Annotated in this window: 27 protein-coding genes; 15 read left to right on the forward strand and 12 right to left on the reverse strand. The window is 59.0% G+C overall.

Features of this window, described 5'->3' with window-relative positions; translation table 11 throughout:
• The first annotated feature begins 231 nt into the window (after positions 1–231).
• Both MN186_RS13505 and MN186_RS13510 read left to right on the forward strand, forming a co-directional pair.
• Positions 232–1254, forward strand: coding sequence for an aspartate-semialdehyde dehydrogenase (locus tag MN186_RS13505; protein WP_242114885.1), 1023 nt, complete (start codon positions 232–234; stop codon positions 1252–1254).
• 143 nt (positions 1255–1397) lie between these two features.
• Positions 1398–3023, forward strand: a complete 1626-nt coding sequence (locus MN186_RS13510; protein WP_242114886.1) for a DUF4139 domain-containing protein — start codon at positions 1398–1400, stop codon at positions 3021–3023.
• Positions 3024–3033: 10 nt separating this feature from the next.
• Here MN186_RS13510 and MN186_RS13515 read toward each other — a convergent pair whose 3' ends face one another.
• Genes MN186_RS13515 through MN186_RS13530 form a run of 4 tightly spaced genes read right to left on the reverse strand, consistent with a single transcriptional unit; the run spans position 3034 to position 5920 of the window.
• Positions 3034–3663 carry a CDP-alcohol phosphatidyltransferase family protein gene (locus MN186_RS13515; protein WP_242114887.1) on the reverse strand — a complete coding sequence of 210 codons (630 nt, stop codon included), beginning with the start codon at positions 3661–3663 and terminating at the stop codon, positions 3034–3036.
• 17 nt (positions 3664–3680) lie between these two features.
• A complete protein-coding gene (locus MN186_RS13520; protein ID WP_242114888.1) occupies positions 3681–4622 on the reverse strand; it encodes a phosphatidate cytidylyltransferase in 942 nt (313 codons plus the stop codon).
• Positions 4619–5257: a lysophospholipid acyltransferase family protein gene (locus MN186_RS13525; RefSeq protein ID WP_242114889.1), complete on the reverse strand. Its 639-nt coding sequence runs from the start codon at positions 5255–5257 to the stop codon at positions 4619–4621. Before MN186_RS13525 ends, MN186_RS13520 begins: the two co-directional genes overlap by 4 nt.
• A gap of 15 nt (positions 5258–5272) precedes the next feature.
• Positions 5273–5920: a carbonic anhydrase gene (locus tag MN186_RS13530; protein WP_242114890.1), complete on the reverse strand. Its 648-nt coding sequence runs from the start codon at positions 5918–5920 to the stop codon at positions 5273–5275.
• A gap of 176 nt (positions 5921–6096) precedes the next feature.
• Between MN186_RS13530 and MN186_RS13535 the strand changes: the two genes are divergently transcribed.
• The 3 genes from MN186_RS13535 (at position 6097) to MN186_RS13545 (ending at position 8731) form a co-directional block, all read left to right on the forward strand.
• On the forward strand, positions 6097–6441 hold the full coding sequence (locus MN186_RS13535; RefSeq protein WP_242114891.1) for a hypothetical protein: 345 nt from the start codon (positions 6097–6099) through the stop codon (positions 6439–6441).
• A gap of 86 nt (positions 6442–6527) precedes the next feature.
• Positions 6528–7910 carry a leucyl aminopeptidase family protein gene (locus MN186_RS13540; protein WP_242114892.1) on the forward strand — a complete coding sequence of 461 codons (1383 nt, stop codon included), beginning with the start codon at positions 6528–6530 and terminating at the stop codon, positions 7908–7910.
• Entirely contained in the window at positions 7910–8731 is an 822-nt protein-coding gene (locus tag MN186_RS13545; protein WP_242114893.1) for a C40 family peptidase, read from the forward strand. The genes MN186_RS13540 and MN186_RS13545 overlap by 1 nt, the downstream gene beginning before the upstream one ends.
• Before the next feature lie 3 nt (positions 8732–8734).
• Here MN186_RS13545 and MN186_RS13550 read toward each other — a convergent pair whose 3' ends face one another.
• Positions 8735–9082, reverse strand: coding sequence for a DUF2794 domain-containing protein (locus MN186_RS13550; protein WP_242114894.1), 348 nt, complete (start codon positions 9080–9082; stop codon positions 8735–8737).
• Between the two features lie 321 nt (positions 9083–9403).
• Here MN186_RS13550 and MN186_RS13555 point away from each other — a divergent pair, with 321 nt between their 5' ends.
• The gene (locus MN186_RS13555) at positions 9404–9856 is read left to right on the forward strand and encodes a c-type cytochrome (protein ID WP_242114895.1); all 453 of its coding nucleotides are present in this window, start codon (positions 9404–9406) and stop codon (positions 9854–9856) included.
• A 78-nt stretch (positions 9857–9934) separates the two neighbouring features.
• Here the strand turns inward: MN186_RS13555 and MN186_RS13560 are convergent, their stop codons facing one another.
• Positions 9935–10327, reverse strand: a complete 393-nt coding sequence (locus MN186_RS13560; RefSeq protein WP_242114896.1) for an I78 family peptidase inhibitor — start codon at positions 10325–10327, stop codon at positions 9935–9937.
• On the opposite strand from MN186_RS13560, the gene MN186_RS13565 reads away from it, so the two are divergent.
• The 8 genes from MN186_RS13565 to MN186_RS13600 all read left to right on the forward strand — a co-directional run bounded on the left by MN186_RS13565 (position 10326) and on the right by MN186_RS13600 (position 18406).
• Positions 10326–11438: an S-(hydroxymethyl)glutathione dehydrogenase/class III alcohol dehydrogenase gene (locus MN186_RS13565; RefSeq protein ID WP_242114897.1), complete on the forward strand. Its 1113-nt coding sequence runs from the start codon at positions 10326–10328 to the stop codon at positions 11436–11438. The genes MN186_RS13560 and MN186_RS13565 overlap by 2 nt on opposite strands.
• Positions 11439–11578: 140 nt before the next feature.
• On the forward strand, positions 11579–12556 hold the full coding sequence (mbfA, locus tag MN186_RS13570; RefSeq protein WP_242114898.1) for an iron exporter MbfA: 978 nt from the start codon (positions 11579–11581) through the stop codon (positions 12554–12556).
• A gap of 51 nt (positions 12557–12607) precedes the next feature.
• Entirely contained in the window at positions 12608–13534 is a 927-nt protein-coding gene (locus tag MN186_RS13575; RefSeq protein ID WP_242114899.1) for an AEC family transporter, read from the forward strand.
• Positions 13531–14643 (forward strand): NnrS family protein, encoded by a 1113-nt coding sequence (locus MN186_RS13580; protein ID WP_242114900.1) that lies wholly within the window; start codon positions 13531–13533, stop codon positions 14641–14643. Before MN186_RS13575 ends, MN186_RS13580 begins: the two co-directional genes overlap by 4 nt.
• Positions 14644–14678: 35 nt before the next feature.
• Entirely contained in the window at positions 14679–15512 is an 834-nt protein-coding gene (gene fghA / locus MN186_RS13585) for an S-formylglutathione hydrolase (protein ID WP_242114901.1), read from the forward strand.
• 3 nt (positions 15513–15515) lie between these two features.
• Positions 15516–15965 (forward strand): YaiI/YqxD family protein, encoded by a 450-nt coding sequence (locus MN186_RS13590; RefSeq protein WP_242114902.1) that lies wholly within the window; start codon positions 15516–15518, stop codon positions 15963–15965.
• Between the two features lie 398 nt (positions 15966–16363).
• Positions 16364–17218 (forward strand): 3-mercaptopyruvate sulfurtransferase, encoded by an 855-nt coding sequence (gene sseA / locus MN186_RS13595; RefSeq protein WP_242114903.1) that lies wholly within the window; start codon positions 16364–16366, stop codon positions 17216–17218.
• 3 nt (positions 17219–17221) lie between these two features.
• A complete protein-coding gene (locus MN186_RS13600; protein WP_242114904.1) occupies positions 17222–18406 on the forward strand; it encodes an amino acid aminotransferase in 1185 nt (394 codons plus the stop codon).
• A 160-nt stretch (positions 18407–18566) separates the two neighbouring features.
• On the opposite strand, the gene MN186_RS13605 is transcribed toward MN186_RS13600, so the two are convergent.
• The 3 genes from MN186_RS13605 to MN186_RS13615 form a co-directional block, all read right to left on the reverse strand.
• The gene (locus MN186_RS13605) at positions 18567–18947 is read right to left on the reverse strand and encodes a DUF6924 domain-containing protein (RefSeq protein ID WP_242114905.1); all 381 of its coding nucleotides are present in this window, start codon (positions 18945–18947) and stop codon (positions 18567–18569) included.
• Positions 18948–19136: 189 nt separating this feature from the next.
• Positions 19137–20453 carry an ammonium transporter gene (amt, locus tag MN186_RS13610; RefSeq protein WP_242114906.1) on the reverse strand — a complete coding sequence of 439 codons (1317 nt, stop codon included), beginning with the start codon at positions 20451–20453 and terminating at the stop codon, positions 19137–19139.
• 19 nt (positions 20454–20472) lie between these two features.
• Positions 20473–20811 (reverse strand): P-II family nitrogen regulator, encoded by a 339-nt coding sequence (locus tag MN186_RS13615; RefSeq protein ID WP_242114907.1) that lies wholly within the window; start codon positions 20809–20811, stop codon positions 20473–20475.
• A gap of 237 nt (positions 20812–21048) precedes the next feature.
• Between MN186_RS13615 and MN186_RS13620 the strand changes: the two genes are divergently transcribed.
• Positions 21049–23241: a transglycosylase domain-containing protein gene (locus MN186_RS13620; RefSeq protein WP_242114908.1), complete on the forward strand. Its 2193-nt coding sequence runs from the start codon at positions 21049–21051 to the stop codon at positions 23239–23241.
• Between the two features lie 15 nt (positions 23242–23256).
• On the opposite strand, the gene MN186_RS13625 is transcribed toward MN186_RS13620, so the two are convergent.
• The 3 genes from MN186_RS13625 to MN186_RS13635 form a co-directional block, all read right to left on the reverse strand.
• Positions 23257–23700, reverse strand: a complete 444-nt coding sequence (locus MN186_RS13625; RefSeq protein WP_242114909.1) for a MarR family winged helix-turn-helix transcriptional regulator — start codon at positions 23698–23700, stop codon at positions 23257–23259.
• A gap of 141 nt (positions 23701–23841) precedes the next feature.
• Positions 23842–24444 carry an MlaC/ttg2D family ABC transporter substrate-binding protein gene (locus tag MN186_RS13630; protein WP_242114910.1) on the reverse strand — a complete coding sequence of 201 codons (603 nt, stop codon included), beginning with the start codon at positions 24442–24444 and terminating at the stop codon, positions 23842–23844.
• Positions 24434–25177, reverse strand: coding sequence for an MlaA family lipoprotein (locus MN186_RS13635; RefSeq protein ID WP_242114911.1), 744 nt, complete (start codon positions 25175–25177; stop codon positions 24434–24436). Before MN186_RS13635 ends, MN186_RS13630 begins: the two co-directional genes overlap by 11 nt.
• Between the last annotated feature and the right edge of the window lie 126 nt (positions 25178–25303).

The raw sequence follows: 25303 nt of genomic DNA on the forward strand, positions 1-25303 counted from the left end.
GGCGCCTGTCGCGCCGTGGGTCTCTGTCTGCCGCAAAATGGGCGGGCTGCTCACGCGTCAGCCGGACAGAGTTGTGCCCGTATCACAGCATCGCCCGGTTAAGTCAACGACAAAACGCCGCCGGACGGCGCTTGAACCTTTCGCAAGCGCGGCAAGTGCGCTATGGACGCCCTCGGTTCAGGCGAGTCTTACGCGAAGGCTGGCGAACCGTGAAATATATAGGAGGCCGTGATGGGCTATAAAATCGCTGTCGTTGGCGCCACGGGCAATGTGGGTCACGAGATGCTGAACATTCTGGCGGAACGCCAGTTTCCTGTGGACGAGATTGTCGCGCTTGCGTCGCGCCGCTCGCTTGGCACCGAGGTCAGCTTTGGCGATACAACCCTGACCACCAAGGATTTGGACACGTTCGATTTCACCGGATGGGATATGGCTCTGTTTGCCGTAGGGTCCGATGCGACCAAGCAATACGCGCCAAAAGCGGCGGCAGCCGGCTGTGTCGTGATCGACAACTCGTCGCTGTATCGGTACGACGCCGACATCCCCCTGATCGTGCCCGAGGTGAACCCGCACACGATCCACGATTATGCCAAGAAGAACATTATCGCGAACCCTAACTGCTCGACCGCGCAGATGGTGGTGGCACTAAAGCCCCTGCATGACCGCGCAAAGATCAAGCGTGTCGTCGTATCGACCTATCAGTCTGTTTCGGGCTCGGGCAAAGAGGCGATTGACGAGCTGTGGAACCAGACCAAAGGCATGTATGTGCCGGGGCAGGAAGTGGACCCGTCGGTTTACCCCAAGCAGATCGCCTTCAACGTGATCCCGCATATCGACGTGTTCATGGACAGCGGTGACACGAAAGAAGAATGGAAGATGGTCGCCGAGACGAAAAAGATCATCGACCCATCTATCAAGGTCACGGCAACTTGCGTGCGCGTGCCTGTGTTCGTTGGTCATTCGGAAAGCCTGAACATCGAGACCGAGGAGTTTCTGGACGAAGACGAAGCCCGCGACATCCTGCGCGAAGCCCCCGGCCTTCTGGTCGTGGATAAACGCGAAGACGGCGGCTATGTCACCCCGGTTGAATGCGTCGGCGATTTCGCCACCTTCATCAGCCGCATCCGTCAAGACGTCACGGTCGAAAACGGCCTGAACCTTTGGTGTGTCTCGGACAACTTGCGCAAGGGCGCTGCGTTGAACGCCGTGCAAATCGCCGAGCTTCTGGGCCGTGAGGTTCTGAAGAAGGGTTAATTCTTCTGACAATTCAATAGGAAAAGCCCCGCCACGAGTGGGGCTTTTTCGTTTGGGCCATTGGCAAGACGAAAGGGGTTTGCAACACTCTGCACAACAGCACCATTGCGCTGTTTGTTTGAACTTCAGAAAAGGCGTGTTTCATGCGTTTCACTTTGCCCCTTTTGTTGCTAACGACTGCCCCCGCCTTTGCGGACGCGTTTCAGACCACCGCCAGCCCTGTGGCTGCGACGCTGTATCCCAACTTTGCGCAGGTCACCCATCACATCACGCAAACGCTTCCCGCCGGGACACACAGCCTTGTTGTGCCCTTCGCTTTTGATGGCGCCAGCGCGGCACCACAGGTGCGAAGCTTGTCAGGCGGGGTCACAATCACGCAGATCAAAAGGCAGGAAGGGCAGTTGCGCGACAGCGCAGCCTTTCAAACTGCCGAACAGAAAGCCGCCGTGAAAGCGGTCGAAGACACCCAGAAAGCGCTTGAGGCCCATGACCGTCAGACCAATATGCTGGGCGGTCGGGTCCGAGCACTTGAGGCTCAGCTGGAATTTCTGGGGTCGCTATCTGCGGGCGCGGTTGAAGGCGACCCCGATGACCTTCTGAACGTGGCCACAATGGTTTTGGGGGAAAGCGAAAAGGCCCATGCAGAAATTGCCAAACAAAGCGCATTGATCGCGGACGCACTTGTCGCGCGGGAAGATCTGGCAACATCGCTTGAAACGGCGCAAGCCAAACTGGCACGGCTGCTGCCCCCGGAAAAAGGGGATGACCTTTGGGCGGTGCAGGTTGACGTCGCAAGCCCCACCGACGCGGTATTGGAACTGACCGGCTATGACGCCGGGGTCTTTTGGCAACCTGCCTATGATGTTCATTTGAACGCGGACACACCTGATCAAATTCAGGTCACGCGCAAAGCCACCATCGCGTCATCTGCTGACACAAGCTGGTCCGGAATTGATCTGACAATCTCGACCAACCAACCGACCGGTCAAATCGGCCCGCGCCCTGTGTATGGTCATAAGGCGACAGTCTTCGAAGATGCGCCCATTGTGATGAAACGCACGGCCTCACCCAGCTTTTCGGACGCTTTGGTCGAAGAAGAGGTGATCGTGGTCGAAGAAGCCGCCGGTGGGTTTGCCCCGGTCGATCACGGATTTGCTGTGACATATACATATGGCACGCCGGTCGACCTTGGCCCGGATGACACTTTGGTTCTGGATCTGGGCACGCTGGCGCTGTCATCAACATCCCAAATCCACGCGTCGCCGCGATATGACAACACCGCCTATCTTGTGGCCAACATCACCAACAACAGCGGCGAACCGATCTTGCCCGGCAAGGCCAGGCTGTATCGTGATGGCGTGCTTGTTGGCGAAGAATTCATGCCCGGACTTGTCGCATCAGATACCATTGAATTGCCCATGGGCCCGGTTGAACACATCCGCCTGACCTATGTCGAAAAGGACAACCAGGTGGGCGAACGGGGCTTTATCAAGTCCGCGACTTCACGCACGCACAAAGCTTTGATCCGGGTTGAAAACCTAAGTGACACCGCCGAAGATTTGCGTGTGTTCTATCCGACAACATACTCGGAACAGGAAGAGTTGACGGTCACGGTCAACACATCGCCTGCGCCAACAACAACCGACTTCGAAGATCGCAAAGGCGTTGCAACTTGGGACATGAAACTTGGGGGTGGCGACACGTCCGAGATTTCTGTCGAAACCACCTTGCGCTGGCCTGAAGGTAAAACGCTTTCCTGGCAGCCCTAAGACGCTTGCGTCACGATTGGTCGCGGGACGAGTTCAGATCCGCGACCATTTTTTGTCCGCGACGCAAGGCAGTGAAGGCCGCCCCCAATATGATAACCCACAAGACCAGCGCCAAGGTCGGCTGCCCCATCAGTATTGGGATAAAGATCCCCAGCACCGCCCCAAGGGTTGTCAACGCCATGCGGTGCTGCTTTGCCATCGGGCCCGAGAAATCAGGCTCCAACCCCTGTGCGGCGCCGGCTTCGCGGGTATAAGCCGCAAGGACAGCCATCGTGGCGGCTGCCCAGCCCAGCGCGGGCATTGCCGCCCCCAACCCCATCCCCACAAGGATCAGGATATCGGCATAACGGTCGGGCGCCTCATTCCAGAACGGCCCATCCGGTTCGGCGCGACCACCTTCGACGGCGACCATCCCGTCAAACAGATTGCACAACAGCCGCCCCTGCACGCCCAGCGCTGCAACGATCAACCAAGGGGCCGACGCACCACCGGACAACCAGAACGCCGCCCCGGCAACCGCCGCAAACAGGATCGAGGCTTGGCTGATCCGGTTCGGCGTCACCTCGTGTCGGGCAAGCCAAGCGGCGATGCGCTGTGCCCATTTTCGGTCACGGGTTGCAATGGGGCGACGTTGGGCCATGGGGCATCACTTTCAAATCAGGCGACGGACCAGAAATAGCGGATCAGGTGGAAAAAGATCGGGGCGGAGAATACAACGCTGTCCAGCCGGTCGATGAACCCGCCATGACCTGCAATCAGATGGCCCCAATCCTTTACGCCCTTGTCGCGTTTGATGGCGGACATCACAAGCCCCCCGAAAAAGCCCATCAGCGTGATGACCAGCGACAGGCCCGCCGCCTCAAGCGGTGTAAACGGTGTCATCCACCACAGCCCCGCCCCAATGGCCGAGGCGTTGAGGACACCGCCCACAAACCCCTCCCATGTCTTCGAAGGCGACAGGCGCGGCGCGATCTTGCGACGCCCGATCAGCTTGCCCCACACATATTGCAGCACGTCCGACAGCTGCACGACGACCACAAGGAAGGCGACCAGAAGCACGTTCTTGCCTTCATATCCCGGAATCTCCAGCGACAGAAGCGCGGGAACGTGGCTGGCGGCAAAGACGCAGATCATCAGACCCCACTGGGTTTCCGCCACGCGGGTCAGGTATCCGTCGGTATCGCCGTGAATGGCGATCACGATGGGCAACAGAAGGAAGGCATAGACTGGGATGAAGATCGAAAACATGCCGTACCAATCCGCCCAGATCAGCGCGTATTGCACGGGAAGTATCACGAAAAAGCTGACCACCAGCGCCCAATGATCGGCGCGGCGCTTGGCGGTCAGGGTCAGAAACTCGCGCAAGCCCGCAAAGCTGAGCAGCGCAAACAGAATGACAACCCCCGCCTGCCCACCCAGCATCGCCAGCGTCAGCAGGGCCACCATGCCCCACCACGCGTTGATCCGCGCCACAAGGTTGTCGATCACGTCATTGTCGCGCGCCATGCGGGCCTTCAAGACCTGCGCGATCACGGTCGCGACGACCAAGATCGCCAGCACGCCAAGGATCAAAGTTGTGAATTCTGCGGGGGTGTTCATCGGGCAACCTCCTCGGCCAAGGTGGCAAGGGCGGCTTCAGCGCGTTTAAGAAATGCAGCCTTGTCTTCACCGTCAATCACCGCAAGCGGCTCTCCGAATGTGACCGAGCACAAAAGCGGGACAGGGATCACCTTGCCCTTCGGCATGACCGAGGTCAAATTGTCGATCCATGTCGGCACCAACTCAACATCGGGGCGCGCTTGGGCGACATGGAACAGGCCCGGTTTGAACGGCAATAACAGCTCGTCGGACGTATTCCGCGTGCCTTCGGGAAACAGGATCAGGCTGGCGCCGTCATCCAGCGCCGCCACCATCTGCCACACCGGGTCATCGCGGCGTGTTTGCGGGTTGCGGTCGATCAGAACGGCATTGAACACTTCGCGCCCGATAAATGGTTTCAGCTTGCCGCCCAGCCAGTAATCCGCCGCCGCAACCGGGCGCGTCTGTGTCCGAAGTGCAGGCGGCAGCACGGTCCAGATCAGAACGAAATCCCCGTTCGATCCATGATTTGCGAAATAGATGCGCTGACGCGGCACAGGGTCGACACCCTGCCAAACACCACGAACAGCCGTCACCAGACGGGCAAACAGGACAATGGCAGCCCCCACGAGCGTCGGCAAAATGGTCTTAAACAATTCGCGTTTCCTGACCTAGACCGGCCGGAAGGAATTGGTCTTGGCATCATAGAACTCCAGGCCACCTTCGCCAATATCGTTCCACAGCCCGTGCAGGGTCAGCTTTTCAGCTTCGACCGCATCGCGCACAAAGGGGAAGGTCATCAGGTTGTCCATCGAGACCTTGACCGCCTCTTTTTCCAAGGTGGCGCTGTCAATTTCGGCATCATTGCCGCCCAAACGCTCGTAACCGGGGCGCAGAATGTCCATCCAACGTCCAATGAACGACGTCTTCTCGGTCAGTTCGGGCGCGCGGCCGTGGCACATGTCGTGGAACCCCTGCACGCCGCCACAGGTCGAATGGCCCAACACGATCAGATGCGCCACCTTCAACGCCTTGACCGCGTATTCCACCGCCGCTGACGTCCCGTGAAAATCCCCATCCGGCGCGTAAGGCGGGACAAGGTTCGCGATATTGCGGTGCAGGAAAAACTCGCCCTGATCAGCGCCGAAGATAGCGGTCACATGAATGCGGGAATCACAACACGAGATTACCATAGCGCGCGGATGTTGCCCGCCTTCGGCCAGGCGGCGATACCAGGATTTGTTCTCGGCATATCCCGTGGCCTTCCAGCCCTGATAGCGTTGCACAAGATAAGTCGGCAGCGGTTGCGCTCGTTCCATGGAATCCTCCGGTTGCGGTTCCTTGTATGTAGGCTGAAATCCCGCCAAATTCGAGGAAATTTTGCAGCACCGATATACGATTTCTTGAGATCGCTGCGTCACATTCAAGAACGAGAGGGAATTTAATCGAGGGTGTGCAGGTGACTGTCATAGTAAATTTGAATCATAGCGAATCCGTGCGGCTAGACCGTGCGCAATTGGAACGGCTTTATGTCCAGCTTGGACCGGCCCGCGCCGATAAAGAGGTCAATCAAACGCTTGAAGACCTCGCGATCGGGCTGGCCAATGTGCAAAAAGCGCAAAGGGGCGGACAGATGGACCAGGTGCGCGAGTGTGTGCGCAACCTTATCGCCATCGCCAACAAGATCGGCATGACCAGCCTTGGCCGGGTTGGGCGCGATGTCCTTGATCTGTCTCAGGGAACCGACTTGGCGGGGTATCACGCAACGCTGGCCCGCCTTGGTCGCATCGGGGAACGCAGCCTGATCGCAGTCTGGGACATTCAGGACGTTACGCTTTAAGCAAAAACTGGCCGGCACAGGTCTTGGCCTTGCGGCGGCGCGCAGCGGCGTTAAGTTGGCCCTATCACAACCGATACGAGGCCAAGATGACCCTGACTTTTGCCCCCGAAACACCCGACGCCGTGCCACTGATCGTCATTGGCAAGGGCGACAAAGACGTTTTGGACGCTTTGCCGGAACCGGCGCGCGCATGGGTTGCCGCCAATCATTTCGACGGAAAACTAGGCGATGTTCTAGTCGTCCCGGACGAAAAGGGCGTACCAGCCCTTGCCTTGGTGGGCTATGGCGATGCAGCCGCTCGCGCCCGCGGTCGGTTCGGTCTGGCCGCTGCGCGCGCTAAGTTGCCCAAGGGCACCTATCGCCTGCAACACGGATTGCAACCCGAGGCCTTGGAAGAAGCCGCGCTTGGCTGGTTGTTGGCTGGCTATCGCTTTGACAGATATGCGGACCAAAAGACCCCCAAGGCGATGATCGTCGCGCCGGATGGCATTGACGTTCCCCGACTTGAAGCCATCGCCGCAGGCGAGGCGCTAACCCGCGATTTGATCAACACCCCGACCGAAGATATGGGGCCGGACGAACTTCAAGCCGCCATCGAAAAGCTGGCGGGCGATCACGGCGCGTCGGTGCGCGTTACAAGCGGCGATGATCTTCTGGAGGAAAACCTACCGATGATCCACGCCGTCGGTCGCGCTGCAGCCCGTATCCCCCGGCTAATCGACATGCGCTGGGGCGATTCTGGTCCGACGCTGACGCTGGTCGGCAAAGGTGTTTGTTTCGACACAGGCGGGCTGAACCTGAAACCTGGTGCATCTATGGGGTTGATGAAAAAAGACATGGGTGGCGCGGCCACTGTGCTTGGCTTGGCGCAGATGATTATGGCAATGGGGCTGCAAGTGCAGCTTCGGGTGCTGATCCCGGCGGTGGAAAACGCCGTGGCGGGCAACGCGTTTCGACCGGGTGACATACTGACTTCTCGCAAAGGGCTAACGGTCGAGGTTAACAACACGGATGCCGAAGGCCGGCTGGTTCTGGCTGACGCGCTGACGCTGGCGGATGAAGATAAGCCCGAGCTTATCATCTCGATGGCGACTTTGACCGGGGCAGCGCGGGTTGCGGTGGGGCCTGACCTGTCGCCATTCTATGCCACCCAGCCGACGGACGCAGATGCGCTGCGCAAAGGTGCGCTGTCGGTGGCGGACCCGGTATGGGAAATGCCGTTCTGGACGCCTTACGAGGCCATGATCGAACCGGGTATCGCCGATCTGGACAACGCGCCGAAGGGTGGGTTTGCGGGGTCGATCACCGCGGCCCTATTCTTGAAACGCTTTGTCACCGATACGCCGCGGTACATGCATTTCGATATCTACGGCTGGAACCCCACCGCAGCCCCCGCCCGCCCAAAAGGCGGTGTGGGAATGGGTGCGCGCGCACTTCTGGCCGCCCTGCCTGAAATGTTAAACCTGTGATGGACGCCCGCCTGACCCCCGCCAACCCGCACGTCGCCCATGACAGCCTGAAGGGGCAGGTCGATGCTCCCACCTACACCAGTGGCGAATGGCGCCGCGTGGGGGTTGGTGTCACCGATTTGCTGCGAACACCTGATGGCCCGCGAACCCGGCAAACCCTGTTCGGCGACCGCCTCCTGCAGTTAGAGGAACGCGACGGCTTTGCCTTCGTGCAGTCGGAAAAGGACGGGTATGTGGGCTATGTGGCGGCGTCCGATCTGGTGGATGACAGGCAACCGACGCACTGGGTCAGCGCCCTAGGCTCGCACATTTACCCCGCGCCGGATTTCAAACGGCACGAGGTTCACAACCTGTCACTAGGCGCCCGGGTCACAGTGGTCGAGACTTCGGGCGCTTTTGCCCGCACCGACACCAACCTGTTTGTCCCGACGGCACATCTCAGCCCGTTGTCAGATACGCGCGCCGACATCATCGCCACCGCTGAACTATTTCTTGGCACGCCATATCTGTGGGGTGGAAATTCGCGAGCCGGCATTGATTGCTCGGGGCTTGCGCAGGCCGCTTTGCTGGCGGCGGGCCATGCCTGTCCGGGCGACAGCGACATGCAAGAAGGCCTTGGCAAAGCAATTCCAGCCAACCAGCCACTTCAACGCGGCGATCTTCTGTTCTGGAAAGGGCATGTGGCGCTGGTGGTCGATGATAAGATGATGATCCACGCCAACGCGCATCATATGGCGGTTGCTTACGAAGGGTTGGATGACGGTATCGCCCGCATAAAGGCGCAGGGGGATGGACCCGTAACAGCGCGGCGGCGGCTTTAAGATTTATTTGACCGCGCGGATCAGCTTGCGATCCAGCACCCGCAACACGATACGCAGATCGTTGCCGCGTTTCAGAATACGCCCGTCCATGCCGATCACCGCGAACTGACCCTGACGACTGCGCAGTTTCGGGCGTTTTTCAATCCGGTAAATCGGGGTTTCGGCTGTGCGTCGAAAAATCGAGAACACCGCCACGTCGCGTAGGAAGCTCAACCCATAGTCACGCCATTCCCCAGCCGCGACCATACGGCCATACAATCCCATGATGGCACCAAGTTCCATCCGGTTGAAAACGACTTGTTCGGCAGGCTGGCGTGGCCCCTGAATTGGGGGCGGCTTTTGCATGTTCATGCCTTCACAGTGCCGATCAATCATCAACAAATCAATCCCTGCCCGATTTTGGCCGCGATTTAAGGCAGAAGTTAACACATCACTTCCCTTTTGATGCCGCGTTAACCCGACATGGTAGACGAAGTAGAGCGAGCGCAAGCTCAACCCGGTGCTGCAGCAACAGCCCCCATCCTAAACGCGGCGCCGGGCCTACTTGCGGTGGTTATCAGTTTTTCTGGCCATCTGGCCGTACAAACTACGCCGATCACAATCCTGTCATTTTGCTTTTACGGCGCAGTGTATAGACTCGCCAGAATTTCAATCCTCTTGAAAGGAGCAAACATGACTTTTCTTGGACGAACCGTGCTGGCCCTCGTAATCAGCGCCCCGATGGCTGCGCCACTGCTGGCCGAGGATAAAAAGCCCGAACCGACTAACCCGGTCGTGATCGAACGCATGGAAACCATGAAAGCCATTGGCGGCGGGATGAAGGCCTTGGCCGATATGGCCAAAGGCGAAGCACCGTTCGATTCGGCAAAAGCCGATGCCTCGGTCGCAGTTATTGCCGAGAAAGCCGTTTTGGTTCCCGCCAAATTCGAAGTAAACGAGCCCGACCCAGCAACCGAAGCGCTGCCGAAAATCTGGGATAACTATGACGATTTCATCAAGAAATCCGAAGACATGGCCGCTGCCGCGACATCCGTCGGACCGATTGGCGATCAAGCCGCGCTTGGTGCGGCGGTCGGCAAGATCGGCGGCACCTGCAAAGCCTGCCACCGCGACTATCGCGAATAAAGCGAGCTACGCAGCCCAGCGTCGGAATTCCATCCAAGGCGGTGCGTGACAAGCGCACCGCCTTTTGTATTCGTCATGTTACGAACACCAAACGCGGTCGATCAATCCATCCTTCGTGATCGAGATGTTCAGCCGGTCGGGTCGGTAATCCTGTGTCACCGCCATGTCGGGCTTCACCACACGGGTCGCCGGCGGCAGATCAACCTCGCGCAGGACCGCCGCATCCTGTCCGACCAAGCCGCGCAGTCTGTCCTGTCCGCAACGGGGCACAAATGCGTCAGGTGCGGGGGCGGGCGGGCCACCAAACTGGCAGGCGGTTAAAACCGCGACCAATGGCAAGATCAGATAGATTTTCATACCTTCCATTTGCGCTGCAATGTCGCCCGATGGCAAGGGCTGGTCGGCAGAGCGCTTGAAACCCCGTTGGCTTTCCAGCAATCTGGCCCAGTCACACAACAGGAGAGAAACCATGCGCACCCGTGCCGCCGTTGCCGTCGAAGCTGGCAAGCCCCTTGAGATCATGGAGGTGAACCTTGAAGGCCCGAAAGAGGGCGAGGTTCTGATCGAAATCAAAGCCACCGGCATTTGTCATACTGACGAATTTACCCGCTCGGGCGACGACCCCGAAGGTCTGTTTCCCGCGATCCTTGGTCACGAAGGCGCGGGCGTGGTTGTCGAGGTCGGACCGGGCGTCACCTCGCTTGGGGTCGGTGATCACGTGATCCCGCTTTACACTCCGGAATGTCGCGAATGCGAATATTGTCTGAACCCGAAAACCAACCTGTGCCAGTCGATTCGCGAGACGCAGGGTCAGGGGCTGATGCCTGACGGGACCAGCCGGTTTTCGATGCTGGATGGGACGCCGATCCATCATTATATGGGCTGTTCGACCTTTGCCAATCACACGGTCATGCCCGAAATCGCGCTGGCGAAAGTGCGCAAGGACGCGCCGTTCGAGCAGATTTGCTATATTGGGTGCGGCGTCACCACGGGGATTGGGGCCGTGATCAACACGGCCAAAGTTGAAATCGGCTCGACCGCGATCGTGTTCGGGCTGGGGGGCATCGGCCTGAACGTTCTGCAGGGCTTGCGATTGGCGGGTGCAGATCAGATCGTTGGCGTGGACCTGAACGATTCAAAAATCGAGATGGCGACGCGGTTCGGCATGACCCATTTCGTGAACCCCTCGAAAGTGGACGGTGATCTGGTGGCCCATCTGGTTGAACTGACTGGCGGCGGTGCGGATTACACGTTTGATGCGACCGGCAATGTGGGTGTGATGCGCGATGCGTTGGAAAGCGCGCACAAGGGCTGGGGCGAAAGCGTTATCATCGGCGTCGCTCCTGCAGGTGCCGAAATCTCGACCCGCCCCTTCCAACTGGTGACCGGTCGCGTCTGGCGCGGCACGGCGTTTGGTGGCGCACGCGGGCGCACGGACGTGCCGAAAATTGTCGATTGGTACATGGACGGCAAGATCGAGATTGATCCGATGATCACTCACACGATGGGGCTTGAGGATATCAACAAGGCGTTCGATCTGATGCATTCGGGCGAAAGCATCCGCAGCGTCGTGCTTTACTAAACGCCTGAGCAAACAAGCAGATACCGGGGCGGGCCGCACTTTGCAGGCCCGCCCCGCTTCATATTATCCGCGTCACTTTGCAGGGTTGTGCCAGCGGAAAAATTCGTTAAATTAGAACCATTCTAATTCAGGAGCCTTTAATGTTGGCTGGCACCCTTAACCGTCGCCGTTTCTCGGACTTGTCCGAACAGGAAATCCTTGCTCTCGCTATCTCGAACGAGGAAGACGATGCGCGCATCTATCGCCAATATGCCGAACATTTGCGCGCCGACTTCCCATCCTCGGCCAAGGTATTTGACGGGATGGCCGAAGAAGAAGATGAGCATCGCCGCCTTTTGATCGACGCCCACAAGGCGCGGTTTGGCGTTGTGATCCCGCTGATCCGGCGTGAACATGTCGCGGGCTTCTATGCCCGCCGCCCCGTTTGGCTGGTCGAAAACCTTGGGCTGGAATCCATCCGCGGTGAAGCGCGCGAGATGGAGCGGCAGGCGGAACAATTCTATCGTAAGGCCGCCGACCGCACGACAGACGCAAACATTCGCAAACTGCTGGGCGATCTGGCGGCAGCCGAGGCCGACCACGGCAATGTCGCCGGCCAGCTTGAGGCAGACCACCTTGGGGATCAGGCCCGGTCAGAGGAAGACGCCGACGCCCAGCGCCAATTCATTCTGACTTGGGTGCAACCGGGACTGGCCGGGCTGATGGATGGCTCTGTCTCGACCCTTGCGCCGATCTTTGCGACCGCGTTCGCGACCCATGACACGCACACGACGTTCCTTGTGGGGCTGGCAGCCAGCGTCGGGGCCGGTATCTCGATGGGCTTTACCGAGGCCGCTTCGGACGACGGCGAACTGTCGGGGCGCGGTAGCCCGGTGAAGCGTGGTTTTGCCTCGGGCATCATGACGACATTGGGGGGGTTGGGACACGCCCTGCCCTATCTGATCACTGACTTCTGGACCGCCACCACCATCGCCCTGATCGTGGTGTTCATCGAGCTTTGGGCGATTGTTTGGATACAAAACCGTTTCATGCAAACCCCATTCTTGCGCGCAACCATTCAGGTTGTCGTAGGCGGGGCGCTTGTCTTCGCGGCGGGGGCCTTGATCGGCGCGGGCTAGGGCGCGCACGGCATCTCGCCAACCGTTGCGCCCCATGTTAGGGCTTGGCCCATGATCGACGTCCTGCTGCAGACCTTGCCTTTTTTTGCGCTTATCGGATTGGGGTTCGGGGCTGCTGCGCGCGGCTTCTTCCCGCCCGCAGCGACGGTCTATCTGACCCGCTTTGTCTTCTATTTTGCGCTATCGGCGATGTTGTTTCGCTTTTCCGCCAATCTCAGCTTGTCCGAGGTCGTATCGTGGCCCTTTATCTGGGCCTATGCGCTTGGTGGTGGGGCGGTTTACCTGCTGGCAACCGCAGTTGCGCTGGTGCGCAAACGCGGCTTGGAAGAAGCCGCGGTCGAAGCCCAATGCGCCGTCATCGGCAATACCGGCTTCTTGGGCGTGCCGATGTTGGCGCTTTTGATGGGCGAAGCGGCGGTCGGCCCCGTCATGCTGGTGCTGGCTGTTGACCTGTTCCTATTCGCCAGTCTGATCGTCATATTGATCACGGGATCACGCGATGGGCGGGTCAGCCCGGCGATTCTGGGCACAGTGGCCAAGGGGTTGATCACCAACCCGATGATCGTTTCGATGGCGCTTGGTTTTGCGTGGTCGGCCACCGGTTGGGCGCTGCCTGACCCGTTCAGCCGGTTTCTGGACATTCTGTCGGGCGCATCAACGCCGGGTGCGCTGTTTGCCATCGGCGCATCGCTTGCCGCAAAATCGGCCGAACGTATCAGCGTCGCCGCTTGGCTATCCTTTGCGAAACTGATCCTGCATCCGCTGGCGGTGGGGGTGCTGGCGTTCTTCGTTTTCGATGTCGACCCTTACGCGGCCAGCGTGATGGTGGCGGCAGCAGGCCTGCCAGTGGCGGGCAACGTCTATATCCTTGCCCAGCACTATGGCGTTGCGCCGCAGCGCGTGTCGGCGGCAATCCTGATATCGACGAGCGCGTCGATTCTAACACTCTCTGCAATTCTAGCTTGGTTGACCCAATGATCCTTCTGTCCGGAGCATATCGCCTGTTCTTCTCGTTCGCCGCATTGTTTGCGGGAACCGCCATTCCGATCTGGCTGATCTATTACGCCGGTGTGGTCGACCGCATGAACGACCCCTTGCTGTGGCACCAGCACGAGATGTTGTGGGGCTATACCCCTGCGGTCATCGCCGGTTTCCTGTTTACCGCGATCCCGAACTGGACGCGCCGCCCGCCACTTGGTCCCGTCACAGTTGCCGGGCTGTTCGGCTTATGGCTCACCGCCCGCATCGCGATGTTCGCCGCCCCCGAAGGCGCGCTGTCGCATACCGTCGCATTGGCATTCTTGCCTATCGTTGCCCTGCTGGTATTGCGTGAGCTGCTCGCCAGCCGCAATCGCCGCAACTATATCGTCGCGGTGGTCGTGCTTGGGCTGGGGCTGTCGCAGGCGGTATTCTTAATGGGGGATGCAGATCTTGGCCTGACCATGGGGTTTGCGCTGATATTCGTCCTGATGATGCATATTGGCGGACGGATCACACCCGCCTTCAGCCGCAACTGGTTGAAAAAGCGAAACGTGGAGGACCTGCCCGCCGCCTTCGGCACTGTTGACCGGGCTGCTATCACGCTGGGCGTTGCGGCTGCAGCCAGTTGGATCATCATTGGTGCGCACGCCATCACCGGGCTGATCGCAGCAGCAGCGGCGGTCGCCCTGGCACTTCGTCTGTCGCGGTGGCGGGGCTTTGCCGTCACGTCCGAGCCGCTTTTGTTCGCGCAACACGCGGGCTATGCGTGGCTGCCGGTATCAATGGCGCTTCTGGCGGCGGCGTCGCTGTCGGATTGGGTCAACATTGGTCAGGTCCACCACGCCATCGGCGCCGGTGCCATTGGAACGATTACCGTCATCGTTATGCTGCGCGCCCTGCTGGGGCATTCGGGCCGCCCAATCGAGGGCACTCGATTTGACCGCGTTTTCCTGAACTTCCTGCATATCGGCGCCGTTCTGCGCGTCACCGCCGATTGGACGGGCGACCCGACCCACTTTTACCACCTTGGCGGCACGTTCTGGGCTGTGGGTATGGTCTGCTTTTTCATCCGCGCTTTCCCCATTGCTTTGGCCCCGCGCGTCTAGTTAGCTGGCATAGGATTTCTGAAAAGGAGATACAAATGGAAACGCTATCGGAAAACATCTGTTTTGGGGGCACTCAGGGCGTCTATAAACACGCGTCCGACGCAACTGGCACCGACATGACCTTCGGCCTGTTCTTGCCGTTAGAGGCGCAAGATGGCCCCGTTCCCGTTCTGTGGTTTCTGTCGGGCCTGACCTGCACCCACGAAAACGCCATGACCAAAGCCGGCGCGCAAGCTTGGGCGGCGGATCAGGGTATCGCGTTGGTCTTTCCCGACACCAGTCCGCGCGGCGAGGGCGTCGCCGATGATGACGCGTTCGATCTGGGCCAAGGCGCGGGGTTCTATGTGAACGCCACGCAAGACCCGTGGGCACCACATTTCCAGATGTGGGACTATGTCACCGAGGATCTGCCGGGGCTGGTCTTTGATCATTTCGCGCTGGATCCGGAACGCCAAAGTATCACAGGGCATTCGATGGGGGGACACGGCGCCCTGACCATCGCGATGACGCTGCCCGAACGCTTCCGGTCCGTGTCCGCTTTTTCACCGATCTGCAATCCGATGTCGTCGGATTGGGGGCGCAAACAACTGACCGCGTATCTCGGGGACGAAGACAGTGCCGATTGGTCCGCCCATGACGCCAGCCACCTGATGACGCAGCGCGGGTTCGACGGCCCCATGCTGATCGACACTGGCACCAAGGACCAGTTCATCGACCTACTGCGTCCAGAAACATTGGCCCACGCCATCGCAAGCCGCCGCCAACAGGCCGCGTTTCGGATGCAACCGGGCTATGACCATAGCTATTTCTTTATCTCCACTTTCATGGAGGAACACATCGCATTCCACGCAGATGCGCTTTGGGCCTGACCGGTGGTTGTCTATGTCGACGCGGACGCCTGCCCGGTCAAAGCCGAGGCCGAGGCGGTCGCGACCCGGCACAAGACACCGGTGTTTTTCGTGTCAAACGGCGGTCTGCGTCCGTCGCAAAACCCGCTCGTGCAGATGATCTATGTCCCCGATGGGCCAGACGTGGCGGATATGTGGATCGCGGATCGTGCGGGACCAGCGGATGTGGTGGTGACTGGCGACATCCCCTTGGCCGCCAAATGCGTCGAGGCGGGTGCGCAAGTCCTGCGTCACACAGGTGAAGCCTTCACTCAAGCCAATGTGCGCGAGCAACTTGCGATGCGTGATCTGATGACTGATCTGCGCGCCGCCGACCCGTTTCGGCAAGGCGGCGGGCGGGCGTTTTCGAAATCTGATCGCGCGCGGTTTCGTGAGGCGCTGGAAATGGCGTTGCGCCGGATTGGCGCGAGTTGACGGCCCTGCGACATAGCAGCGCGAAGCCTGAAAATGGGAATAAATTCAGCGTTCTCCCCTTGGCCTCTGCCCCCTAAAATGACACGATAATGTTGCCTGCGGGAGCGGGTGGGCGTTCGGATAATATGGGGCTTTGCCCCCTGATCAGCCCGATCGTTGGTATTTCCAGGGGCAGAGTGGAGTGGGTCCACCTGCCGGGGCACACACTGGTGGCACCTATTGCAGTCGCCCGCGCGTGCCGCGATCTGACACGAGGAAGTGATTTTTTATGACGCTCGACAAGAGAGGGCTTCGGCCCTCTCTTTTTTGTCGCGCCTCGGGCATGTTTGCGCGCTCAGTCTTGCGTATCTGCGCCTTGCGCACTAGGCAGATATGACAAACTGACCGGAGGGCACGTCATGCCGCACAGCGACCCCAAAACACTGGTTTCCACCGAATGGCTTGCCAAGCATCTGAATGATCCAGACCTGCGCATCCTTGATGCCAGTTGGTATCTGCCCGACATGAACCGTGACCCGCGTGCCGAATACAGCACGGCCCACATCCCCGGCGCGCGATACTTCGATATAGACGAGATTGCCGACCTGCGCACCGACCTGCCGCACATGATGCCGCCTTCAGAAAAGTTCGTGTCCCGCGTGCGCGCGATGGGGGTTGGTGATGGGCACCAGATCGTCGTCTATGATGGGATGGGCCTGTTTTCCGCCGCCCGTGTGTGGTGGATGTTTCGCCTGATGGGTCACAAGGACATCGCCGTCCTGGATGGCGGCCTGCCCAAATGGCAAGCCGAAGGGCACCCGGTCGAAGACATGCCCCCCGTGGTGCGCGACCGCCACATGACCGTGATGCGGCAGGCGCATATGGTGAAGGATGTGACCCAAGTCGCCGCCGCGGCTAAGCTGGGCGACCAACAAATCATCGACGCCCGTCCCGCCGACCGATTCCGTGGCGAGGCCCCCGAACCGCGCGAGGGGTTGCGATCGGGCCATATCCCCAATTCAAAGAACCTGCCCTTCAGCGATGTGCTGAACGAAGACGGCACGATGAAATCCCCCGACGACCTTCGCGCTGCGTTCGAAGCCGCTGGCGTCGATCTTGGAAAAGCCGCCATCCTCAGCTGTGGGTCGGGCGTCACCGCTGCAATCCTTGCGCTGGCGCTGGAACGCATCGGCCATGACCGCCACGCCGTCTATGACGGAAGCTGGGCGGAATGGGGCATGTTTAACGACCTTCACGTCGAAACCGGAGAATAAGTGATGTTCACAAACCTGAACGCTCAGCCCACCGACAAGATTATCGCACTGATGCAACAGTTCCGCGAAGACCCTCGCGAGGGCAAGATCGACCTTGGCGTCGGTGTCTACAAGAACGCCCAAGGCGTCACCCCCGTGATGCGCGCCGTCAAGGCCGCCGAGAAGGTTCTGTGGGATCTTGAAAGCACCAAAGCCTATACCGCGCTTGCGGGCGATCCGGCCTATTGCCGCGCGCTGTCGGGGCTGGTTCTGGGCGACAGTGTCGCGGCGGACCGGCTGGCGATGGCCGCACAGCCGGGCGGCACAGGGGCCATTCACCAAGCGGTCGAGTTGATCAAGATGGCGTCACCGGATGCCACGATCTGGCTGTCGGCGCCGACATGGCCCAACCATCCCTCGATCATCAAGCATCTTGGGATGAAAATGGCCGAGTATCGCTATTTCGACAATGACAGCCGTGCGGTCGATTTTGATGGGATGATCGAGGATCTGAAATCGGTGCGCGCTGGCGATGCGGTTCTGCTGCACGGCTGCTGCCACAACCCTACCGGCGCAAACCTGACCCTGCCCCAGTGGAAAGAAGTCGCAGACCTGATCGTTGAAAAGGGCGCGCTGCCCTTCATCGACATTGCTTATCAGGGTTTCGGCGACGGGCTGGAAGAAGACGCAGCCGGTGTGCGCCTGATCGCGCAGACAGCACCCGAGGCGTTGATCGCGGCAAGCTGTTCAAAAAACTTCGGCATCTACCGCGAACGCACCGGGCTGTTGATGAGCATCTCGCAAACCGCCGAGCAGGCGGCGATCACCCAGCAGAACCTGACCCACCTGAACCGCCAGAACTTCAGCTTCCCACCCGATCACGGCGCGCGGCTGGTGACGATGATCCTTGAGGATGACGGCCTGCGCGCCGAATGGATGACCGAGCTTGAAGACGTGCGCCAAGGCATGTTGCGTCTGCGCGAAAATCTGGCCGGTGAATTGCGCGACCGCACCGGATCGGACCGTTTCGGGTTCATCGCCGATCACCGCGGCATGTTCTCGCGCCTTGGTGCCACGCCCGAACAGGTCGAGGCGATGCGCGTCGATCACGGCATCTATATGGTCGGCGACTCTCGGATCAACATTGCCGGGTTGAACGACGAAACCGTGCCACTTCTGGCGGACGCAATTGTGAAGGTTGGGGTTTAGGCCCCGACCTCTTTTTCGCACTCGCTACCGCGTTGCATTTCTTGATGGTCCGCTGTGCGGGCGAAGCTGCCGTTCGAAATGCAGGAATGAAAAGCGGCTTTCGTGTGAGTGTGGGATAAAATCTGCAGAAACCATCAGCAACCTCAGCGAAGTTCGAGAATTATTCTGTGGTCAGGACTCCGTCTTCACCAACTTGTTCCAACAGCTCCTCGAAAAGAAGATTGCCTATTGAAACGTTGTTCTCGACGATCCAAAGATCATCGGCTTTCGCTCGAAACATTGCCGTCGCATCTTCGACGTCAACACAAAGAATTTCCCGTTTTTCCAAGGCTATCTTGTCGACAATGAAGACAACAGAAGCATCAGGAAACGCTGCAACGACTTCTTTTGGGTTAGCGCCTGAGAAACGAGGTTCTGAGACGGGCGCGATGTACGCGCGGAAACCCATTTCGTTCTCTTTCGCGACTTCATCCAATAATGCTGTCCATTTGGATAAGTCAGAAAAATCAGTTTGCACGAATGGAGAAAGTTCGTCTTCCATCAGTTACCTCCTTGTTGTCGGACATTCGCCGCATCACCGCAAATATGCAAGATGGGCTCAAAGCCGACTTTAGCATTTCGACAGTTGACCAAAAGAAAAGGGAGCCTTCCAGCCCCCTTTTCCACCCTGTTGGCCTTGGCATTTGCGCAGCCAATCTGCGCCGGGGGTTGATTCCCCGGCGCTTTGTTTTCACCCGTTGGTGAATTCCGGATAGGCTTCCATGCCCAGTTCGGCCATGTCGAGGCCGTTGACCTCTTCCTCTTCGCTGACCCGCAGGCCCATTGTGGCCTTGATGATCGAGAAGACGATGAAGCTGACCACGAAGACGAAGATACCGATGGCCGCGAACCCCAAAATCTGGGTGCCGAAGCTGGCGTCTGCGTTGGTCCAAGCCACGATGAAGGTGCCCCAGAAACCAGCGACCAGGTGAACCGGGATTGCACCGACCACGTCGTCGATTTTCAGCTTGTCCAGCAGCGGAACCATGAAGACCACGATGACACCACCAATGCCGCCAATGATCAGCGACTGGAACAGGCTGGGTGCAAGCGGCTCGGCGGTGATCGACACCAGACCGGCCAGTGCGCCGTTCAAGGTCATCGTCAGGTCAACCTTCTTGAACAGTATTTGCGTCATGATCATCGTGACGATAGCGCCGGCAGCGGCCGCCATGTTGGTGTTGGCAAAGATGCGCGCCACGTCCGAGACATCTGAGATCGTGCCCAAAGCCAGTTGCGAGCCGCCATTGAAGCCGAACCAACCCAGCCACAGGATGAACGTGCCCAAGGTGGCAAGCGTCAGGTTGGACCCCGGCATCGGGATTGTGCGGCCATCTTTGTATTTTCCAAGACGCGGACCCAGGATCAGGGCGCCAGCCAAAGCAGCGAAACCACCGGCTGCGTGCACAAGGGTCGAGCCTGCGAAGTCCGAGAATCCGGCCTCCGACAACCAGCCGCCACCCCACTGCCAGCTTGCCTCAATCGGATAGATGAAGCCCGTTAGCACGACCACGAAGGCCAGGAAAGGCCACAGTTTGATACGCTCGGCCAACGTGCCCGAGACAATCGAAGCGGTGGTGGCACAGAACATCAGCTGGAAGAAGAAGTCCGACGCGCCCGAGGCATAACCTACGTCCACAGCATCGGCAGCAACACCAACGGGATCCAGCGATGTGACCGCGAAGAACGGACCCAACCAGCCTTCGATCAGCCAGTCAGCCGGATACATGATGCCGTAGCCCGACAGCCAATACATGATCGCTGCAATGGAAAACAACGCGATGTTCTTGGTCAGCTGCATCGTCACGTTCTTGGACCGGACCAAACCGGCCTCGAGCATGGCGAAACCAGCGGCCATCCAAAAGACCAGCACACCGCCCAGAAGAAACAGCACCGATGTCAGGATGAATTGCGTGTGGGCTGCGGTCTCACCGCTCGCCTCTTGCGCCATGGCCAAACCGGGCATCGTCGCCAGCAGAGCCGTTGTAAGTGCGAATTTACGTGTCATTTTTATTCCTCTCGCGCGCTCAAAGGGCGTCTGGTCCGGTTTCGCCAGTGCGCACGCGCAATGCGTCGCCAACATCCAAAGTGAAAATCTTGCCATCACCGATCTTGCCGGTATGTGCCGACTTCGCGATCGTCTCGACCACGTCGGGGGCCAGGTCATCGTCCACGACGACCTCCAGCTTCAGTTTTGGCAGGAAATTTACAGCATACTCTGCGCCGCGATAGATTTCAGTATGGCCCGACTGCGCGCCGAACCCTTTGACTTCTGTTACCATCATCCCAGTCACCCCGACCGAGGTGAGCGCTTCGCGCACCTCTTCCAGTTTGAAAGGCTTGATCGTTGCTATGATCAGTTTCACGTTCGTTTCCTTTCTTTCCCACAGCCCCATTCAATGATGCAGGACGGGACGAAGGACAGGGTTGGCATAGCTCCGCCGAGGCTCAAAACCGGCGTTGCACAAAAAATGCTGCGCGTGCACAATGGTGTGCTTAAATTTTAGCCGTCGCGAAAAGTCGCAGGCGCCCGCGGAACCGGCTACACTCAGGAAAAACGATTCGCTGCGGCGGACCGAACGAGCAGACGCGGAACCAGAATCATGAGCCCATCCGGCCCCAAACGCCCCAAGCTGGTGGCAGACAAACGCTATTCCAAGAAGAAGCCCGCGGCCAAGCCATCCGCGCGGCGCAAGACCCGCAAGCCTGCGCCCAAACGCACACGGCGAAACACGGGACGGCCCAAGGGAATTCTTGGGTGGCCCATCTTCCTGATCGGCTGGGTGTTGCGCTTGATCTGGCGGTTAACGTGGAAGGCGGCTGCGGTCGTCGCTTTGATTATCGGGATTGCAGTGTTCTATTTCGCGGCCACCATGCCGGAACTGAATGCCCTGCTGGACGGTCGGGCGAAAGGTTCGGTGACGATTCTTGACCGCTATGGCGCGGTCTATGCGTGGCGGGGCGATCAGCGCGGTCGCACCATCAACACCGAAACCGCCAGCCCCTATCTGACCGATGCGATCATCGCCAGCGAGGATAAACGCTTTTACAATCACTTTGGCCTCAGCCCGCGCGGCATCGCCAGCGCCATCCGCATCAACCTGAGCGAAGGGCGCGGCCCGCTGTCGGGTCACGGCGGATCAACCCTGACCCAGCAGGTGGCGAAACTTCTATGCCTAGGTGTGCCGTTCGACCCGAATGAGTGGAAGAACGAAGCGGCTTATGAAGCTGACTGCCGCCAAGGATCGCTTCGCCGCAAGATTAAGGAAGCCGTCTATGCGATGGCACTGGAAACCAAGTTCACAAAAGACGAGATTCTGACGATCTATCTTAATCGGGCCTATCTGGGTGCCGGGTCGCACGGCTTTGACGCCGCGGCCCAGCGTTACTTCGCCATTCCGGCGTCAGAGCTGAACCCGGCACAGGCCGCGATGCTGGCGGGGATGTTGCCCAAGCCGTCGGTCTATGCCCCGACTGCAAACCTGAAACGATCACAGGATCGCGCCGCGACCGTACTGCGTCTGATGAGCGAACAAGGATATCTGAGCAACGATCAGGCGACCAAGTTTCAAGCTAACCCAGCGACCCTGTCCACGGCTGCCAAGGCGCAGGCAGGCGGATATTTTGCAGACTGGATCATGGGCGATCTGCCCGCGTTCCTGACCCGCAAGACGACCGAGGATGTCATCATCAAGACAACGCTGGACCCCCGTATCCAGACCGCTGCCGAGAATGCTATGACCAAGATTTTCGAAACCAAGGTCTCGTCCGGGTCCGAAGCTGAAGCCGCCATCGTTGTGATGAGCTCGGACGGCGCAGTGCGCGGCATGGTCGGCGGGCGCGAAACCAAGGTGACGGGCGCGTTCAACCGGGCCACACAGGCCAAACGTCAAACCGGATCAGCCTTCAAACCCTTCGTTTATGCGGCGGCGCTGGACATGGGCTATCGCTGGGATGACTTCATTCTGGACGAACCTTACTGCGTGAACGTCCCCGGATCGGGCCAGTGGTGCCCAAAAAACTATACCCGCAAACATTACGGTAATGTCAGCCTGACCGAAGCGCTGGCGCGGTCCTTGAACATCCCTGCCGTTAAGGTTGCCCAAGATGTCGGGCTTGAAGCCGTGCGCAGTGTGGCATCAATGTTTGGCATTGAAAGTGATCTGGCCGCTGGCCCTGCGCTGGCGCTGGGTGCGTCAGAAAGTACCTTGCTGGAAACCACGGGGGCGTTTTCGGGCATCCTGAACGGCGGCTCGGCGGTCATTCCCTATGGCCTGACCGAACTCAGTCTAGTGGGCGAAAGCGATCCGCTGATGACACAGTCCGGCGGTATTGGTGAGCGTGTCATCTCGCAGCAGGCCGCGCAGCAACTGGTTTATATGATGAGCCGCGTGGTCGAAGCCGGCACCGGTGGCCGCGCCAAGATTGATGGGCTGGAAATCGCAGGCAAGACCGGCACCACGAACTCGTCCCGCGATGCGTGGTTCATCGGATTCACCGCCGAATACGTGATGGGCGTCTGGATGGGGTATGATGACAATACGCCACTGAAGGGTGTCACCGGCGGTGGCTTGCCCGCCGAGATCTGGCGTGAAGCGATGGTGGGCATCCAGTCCGAACTGGTGCCGACCCCTCTGCCCATGATCCGCCCCGGCGCGGCCCCCCAATTTAACGGACAGGTCTTTTCGTCCGAAGGTCAGCGCGGCGGCGGGCGTCCACAAGGCGGTCAATCGGTTGGCGAAGCGGTCGAGGATGCATTTATCGGCGTGCTACGCTCGATCTTTGGCAAGAACTAGCGCAACCGCAGATGGTCACGCCGTCGTCAACAGGACACGTTGCAGCAAGCTGATAAGCGTGTCGCGTTCATCTTTGGTCAGATCGCGCAGGAACGTATTGTTCAAAGCGTTGATGAGCGGTGGCAGCTTCTGCGCCATCTCGCGGCCTTTCTGGGTCAGAAAAACCTGCGTCGTTCGGCGGTTAGATGGGTGTGAGCGGCGTTCGATCAGGTCATCCTGCGCCATCGCATCCAGATTGCGGCTGATCTGATATTCAGGCAGCTTCAGCTTCTTGCCCAGCTCGCGCTGGCTTTGGCCGTCCTGCGCAAGAAGTTGCATCAGGGTCATGAAAAAACGAAAATTCAGCTCCAGATCGGCCAATCGTTCCTTCATCGCACCGTCAACGCAACGCGCCAGCGCCTGCGTCAGAAAGCCGAAACTTTCAATTTGGGTTCCCTTGGGCCAGCTTGCATCCGCCACGCCGATACTCCTTCAAATTGGGTAATCTTGATACTTACGGATGCAACCCTTTTCAAGACCACGACCTTCGTGAAACGAAAAACGCCCCCGCGTGTGCAGCGCAGGGGCGTTGTTCAAATTGAGTCGGCAGGGCGGTCAGCCTTATTTCAGATCCGCGATCAGCTTGTTCAAATCACCGCCACGACGGTCCAGCATCGCACCGATCTCTTTCCGTTCGGATTTCACGATGGAAATACCTTCCACCTGCATGTCGATAAATTTGCCGTTCTTGGCTGACACCACGAACACGACGTCAAAGGGTGATTTGCCCCTTAACTGAGTCTGGGTCATCACTTCGTACCGGCTTTTCACCTGCTTCGTGTTGACAACGTTAATGCTGCCGCCTTGGAATTCGCGGAAACGGCTGCCATACCGGCGTGCCACATAGGCGCGAAATGCCTTTACGAAAGCTGCTTTTTGCGACGCGCTTGCGGATCTTCCATCCGGGCCAAGGGCCGACAGCGCGATAAAGTTAACATCGGCATATTTCGCAAACACGTTCTCGAAACGTTTGATCATGGTGCCTTCCGACGCACCGGAGTTGATGATCCCATTGATATCACTGACAACCTGATCAATAAGGCTTTCCGCCCGGTCAGCCGAGATCGCCGCCAAAGCGCGACCCGGCAGCAGCGCCATTACGCCCAGCCCGGCCAATCCGCCCAGCATTGCGCGGCGTGTCAGTGAGGTTTGGTTACCCATCATACGCATCGTAAATATCCTCAAGTTCAGTATCCTCGACCTCGATCCCAAGTTCATACCGGCGCGAGTCGAGGTAATACAGCTGCATCAGCTCGTAACCATCTTCGCTATAATAGAACTCGTCAATCGTGTCGCCGAAAGTGTAACGGTCGCCGAACTTTGACAGAACCCAAGTCGCCTTGGGAAGGTGTTTCACGTCAGTCGGCAAAACCAAGCTCAGCGGATTCAAGAAGAAGTCCGCAACGATCCCGAAGCCATCGCGTTCGGTCGATGGCCCAAAGACAGGAAGAACCACGTAATCGCCCTCGGGCGCACCCCAGATATGAAGCGTTTCGCCAAAATCGGTGTCGCGTTCTTCCAGCCCAATATCCGTCGCCACATCAATCGTACCCAACAATCCGAACGTGGTGTTGAACAAAAAGCGGATCGCGTTGTGCGCCGCATCTTCAACATTACCTTGCAGGATGTTGTTTACGACCACGCCCGGCAGGCTTGCATTGTCCGAGAAGACCGACACAACATCGCGCACCTCGCGCGGGACCGCTTCGCCATAGACATCGGACGCGGGCGACACCAGCGCACGGTCAAGGTCAATATTCGCACCATGCGTGCGCCGGTTCTGAACCTCGTGCGGGTCAGCATAGCCCGATGGCGCAGGCGCTTTTGCACAAGCGCCCAACGCGACCAACAAAAGGCCAGCAATCGCCGGAGAATACTTCGTAATCAGTTTCGTCACTTTGATATCTTTGTCTGGCAGCACATCAATTGTTCACGCCTCACATAATGCACGAGCGTTCATTGCAAAGCCGTTAAGGGATCTTCAGCTTTTTATGTGTCTATTGGGTGACAGAATACAAGCAGA

The sequence above is a fragment of the Aliiroseovarius sediminis genome, from assembly GCF_022678485.1.
In the GTDB taxonomy this organism is placed as follows: Bacteria; Pseudomonadota; Alphaproteobacteria; order Rhodobacterales; family Rhodobacteraceae; genus Aliiroseovarius; species Aliiroseovarius sediminis.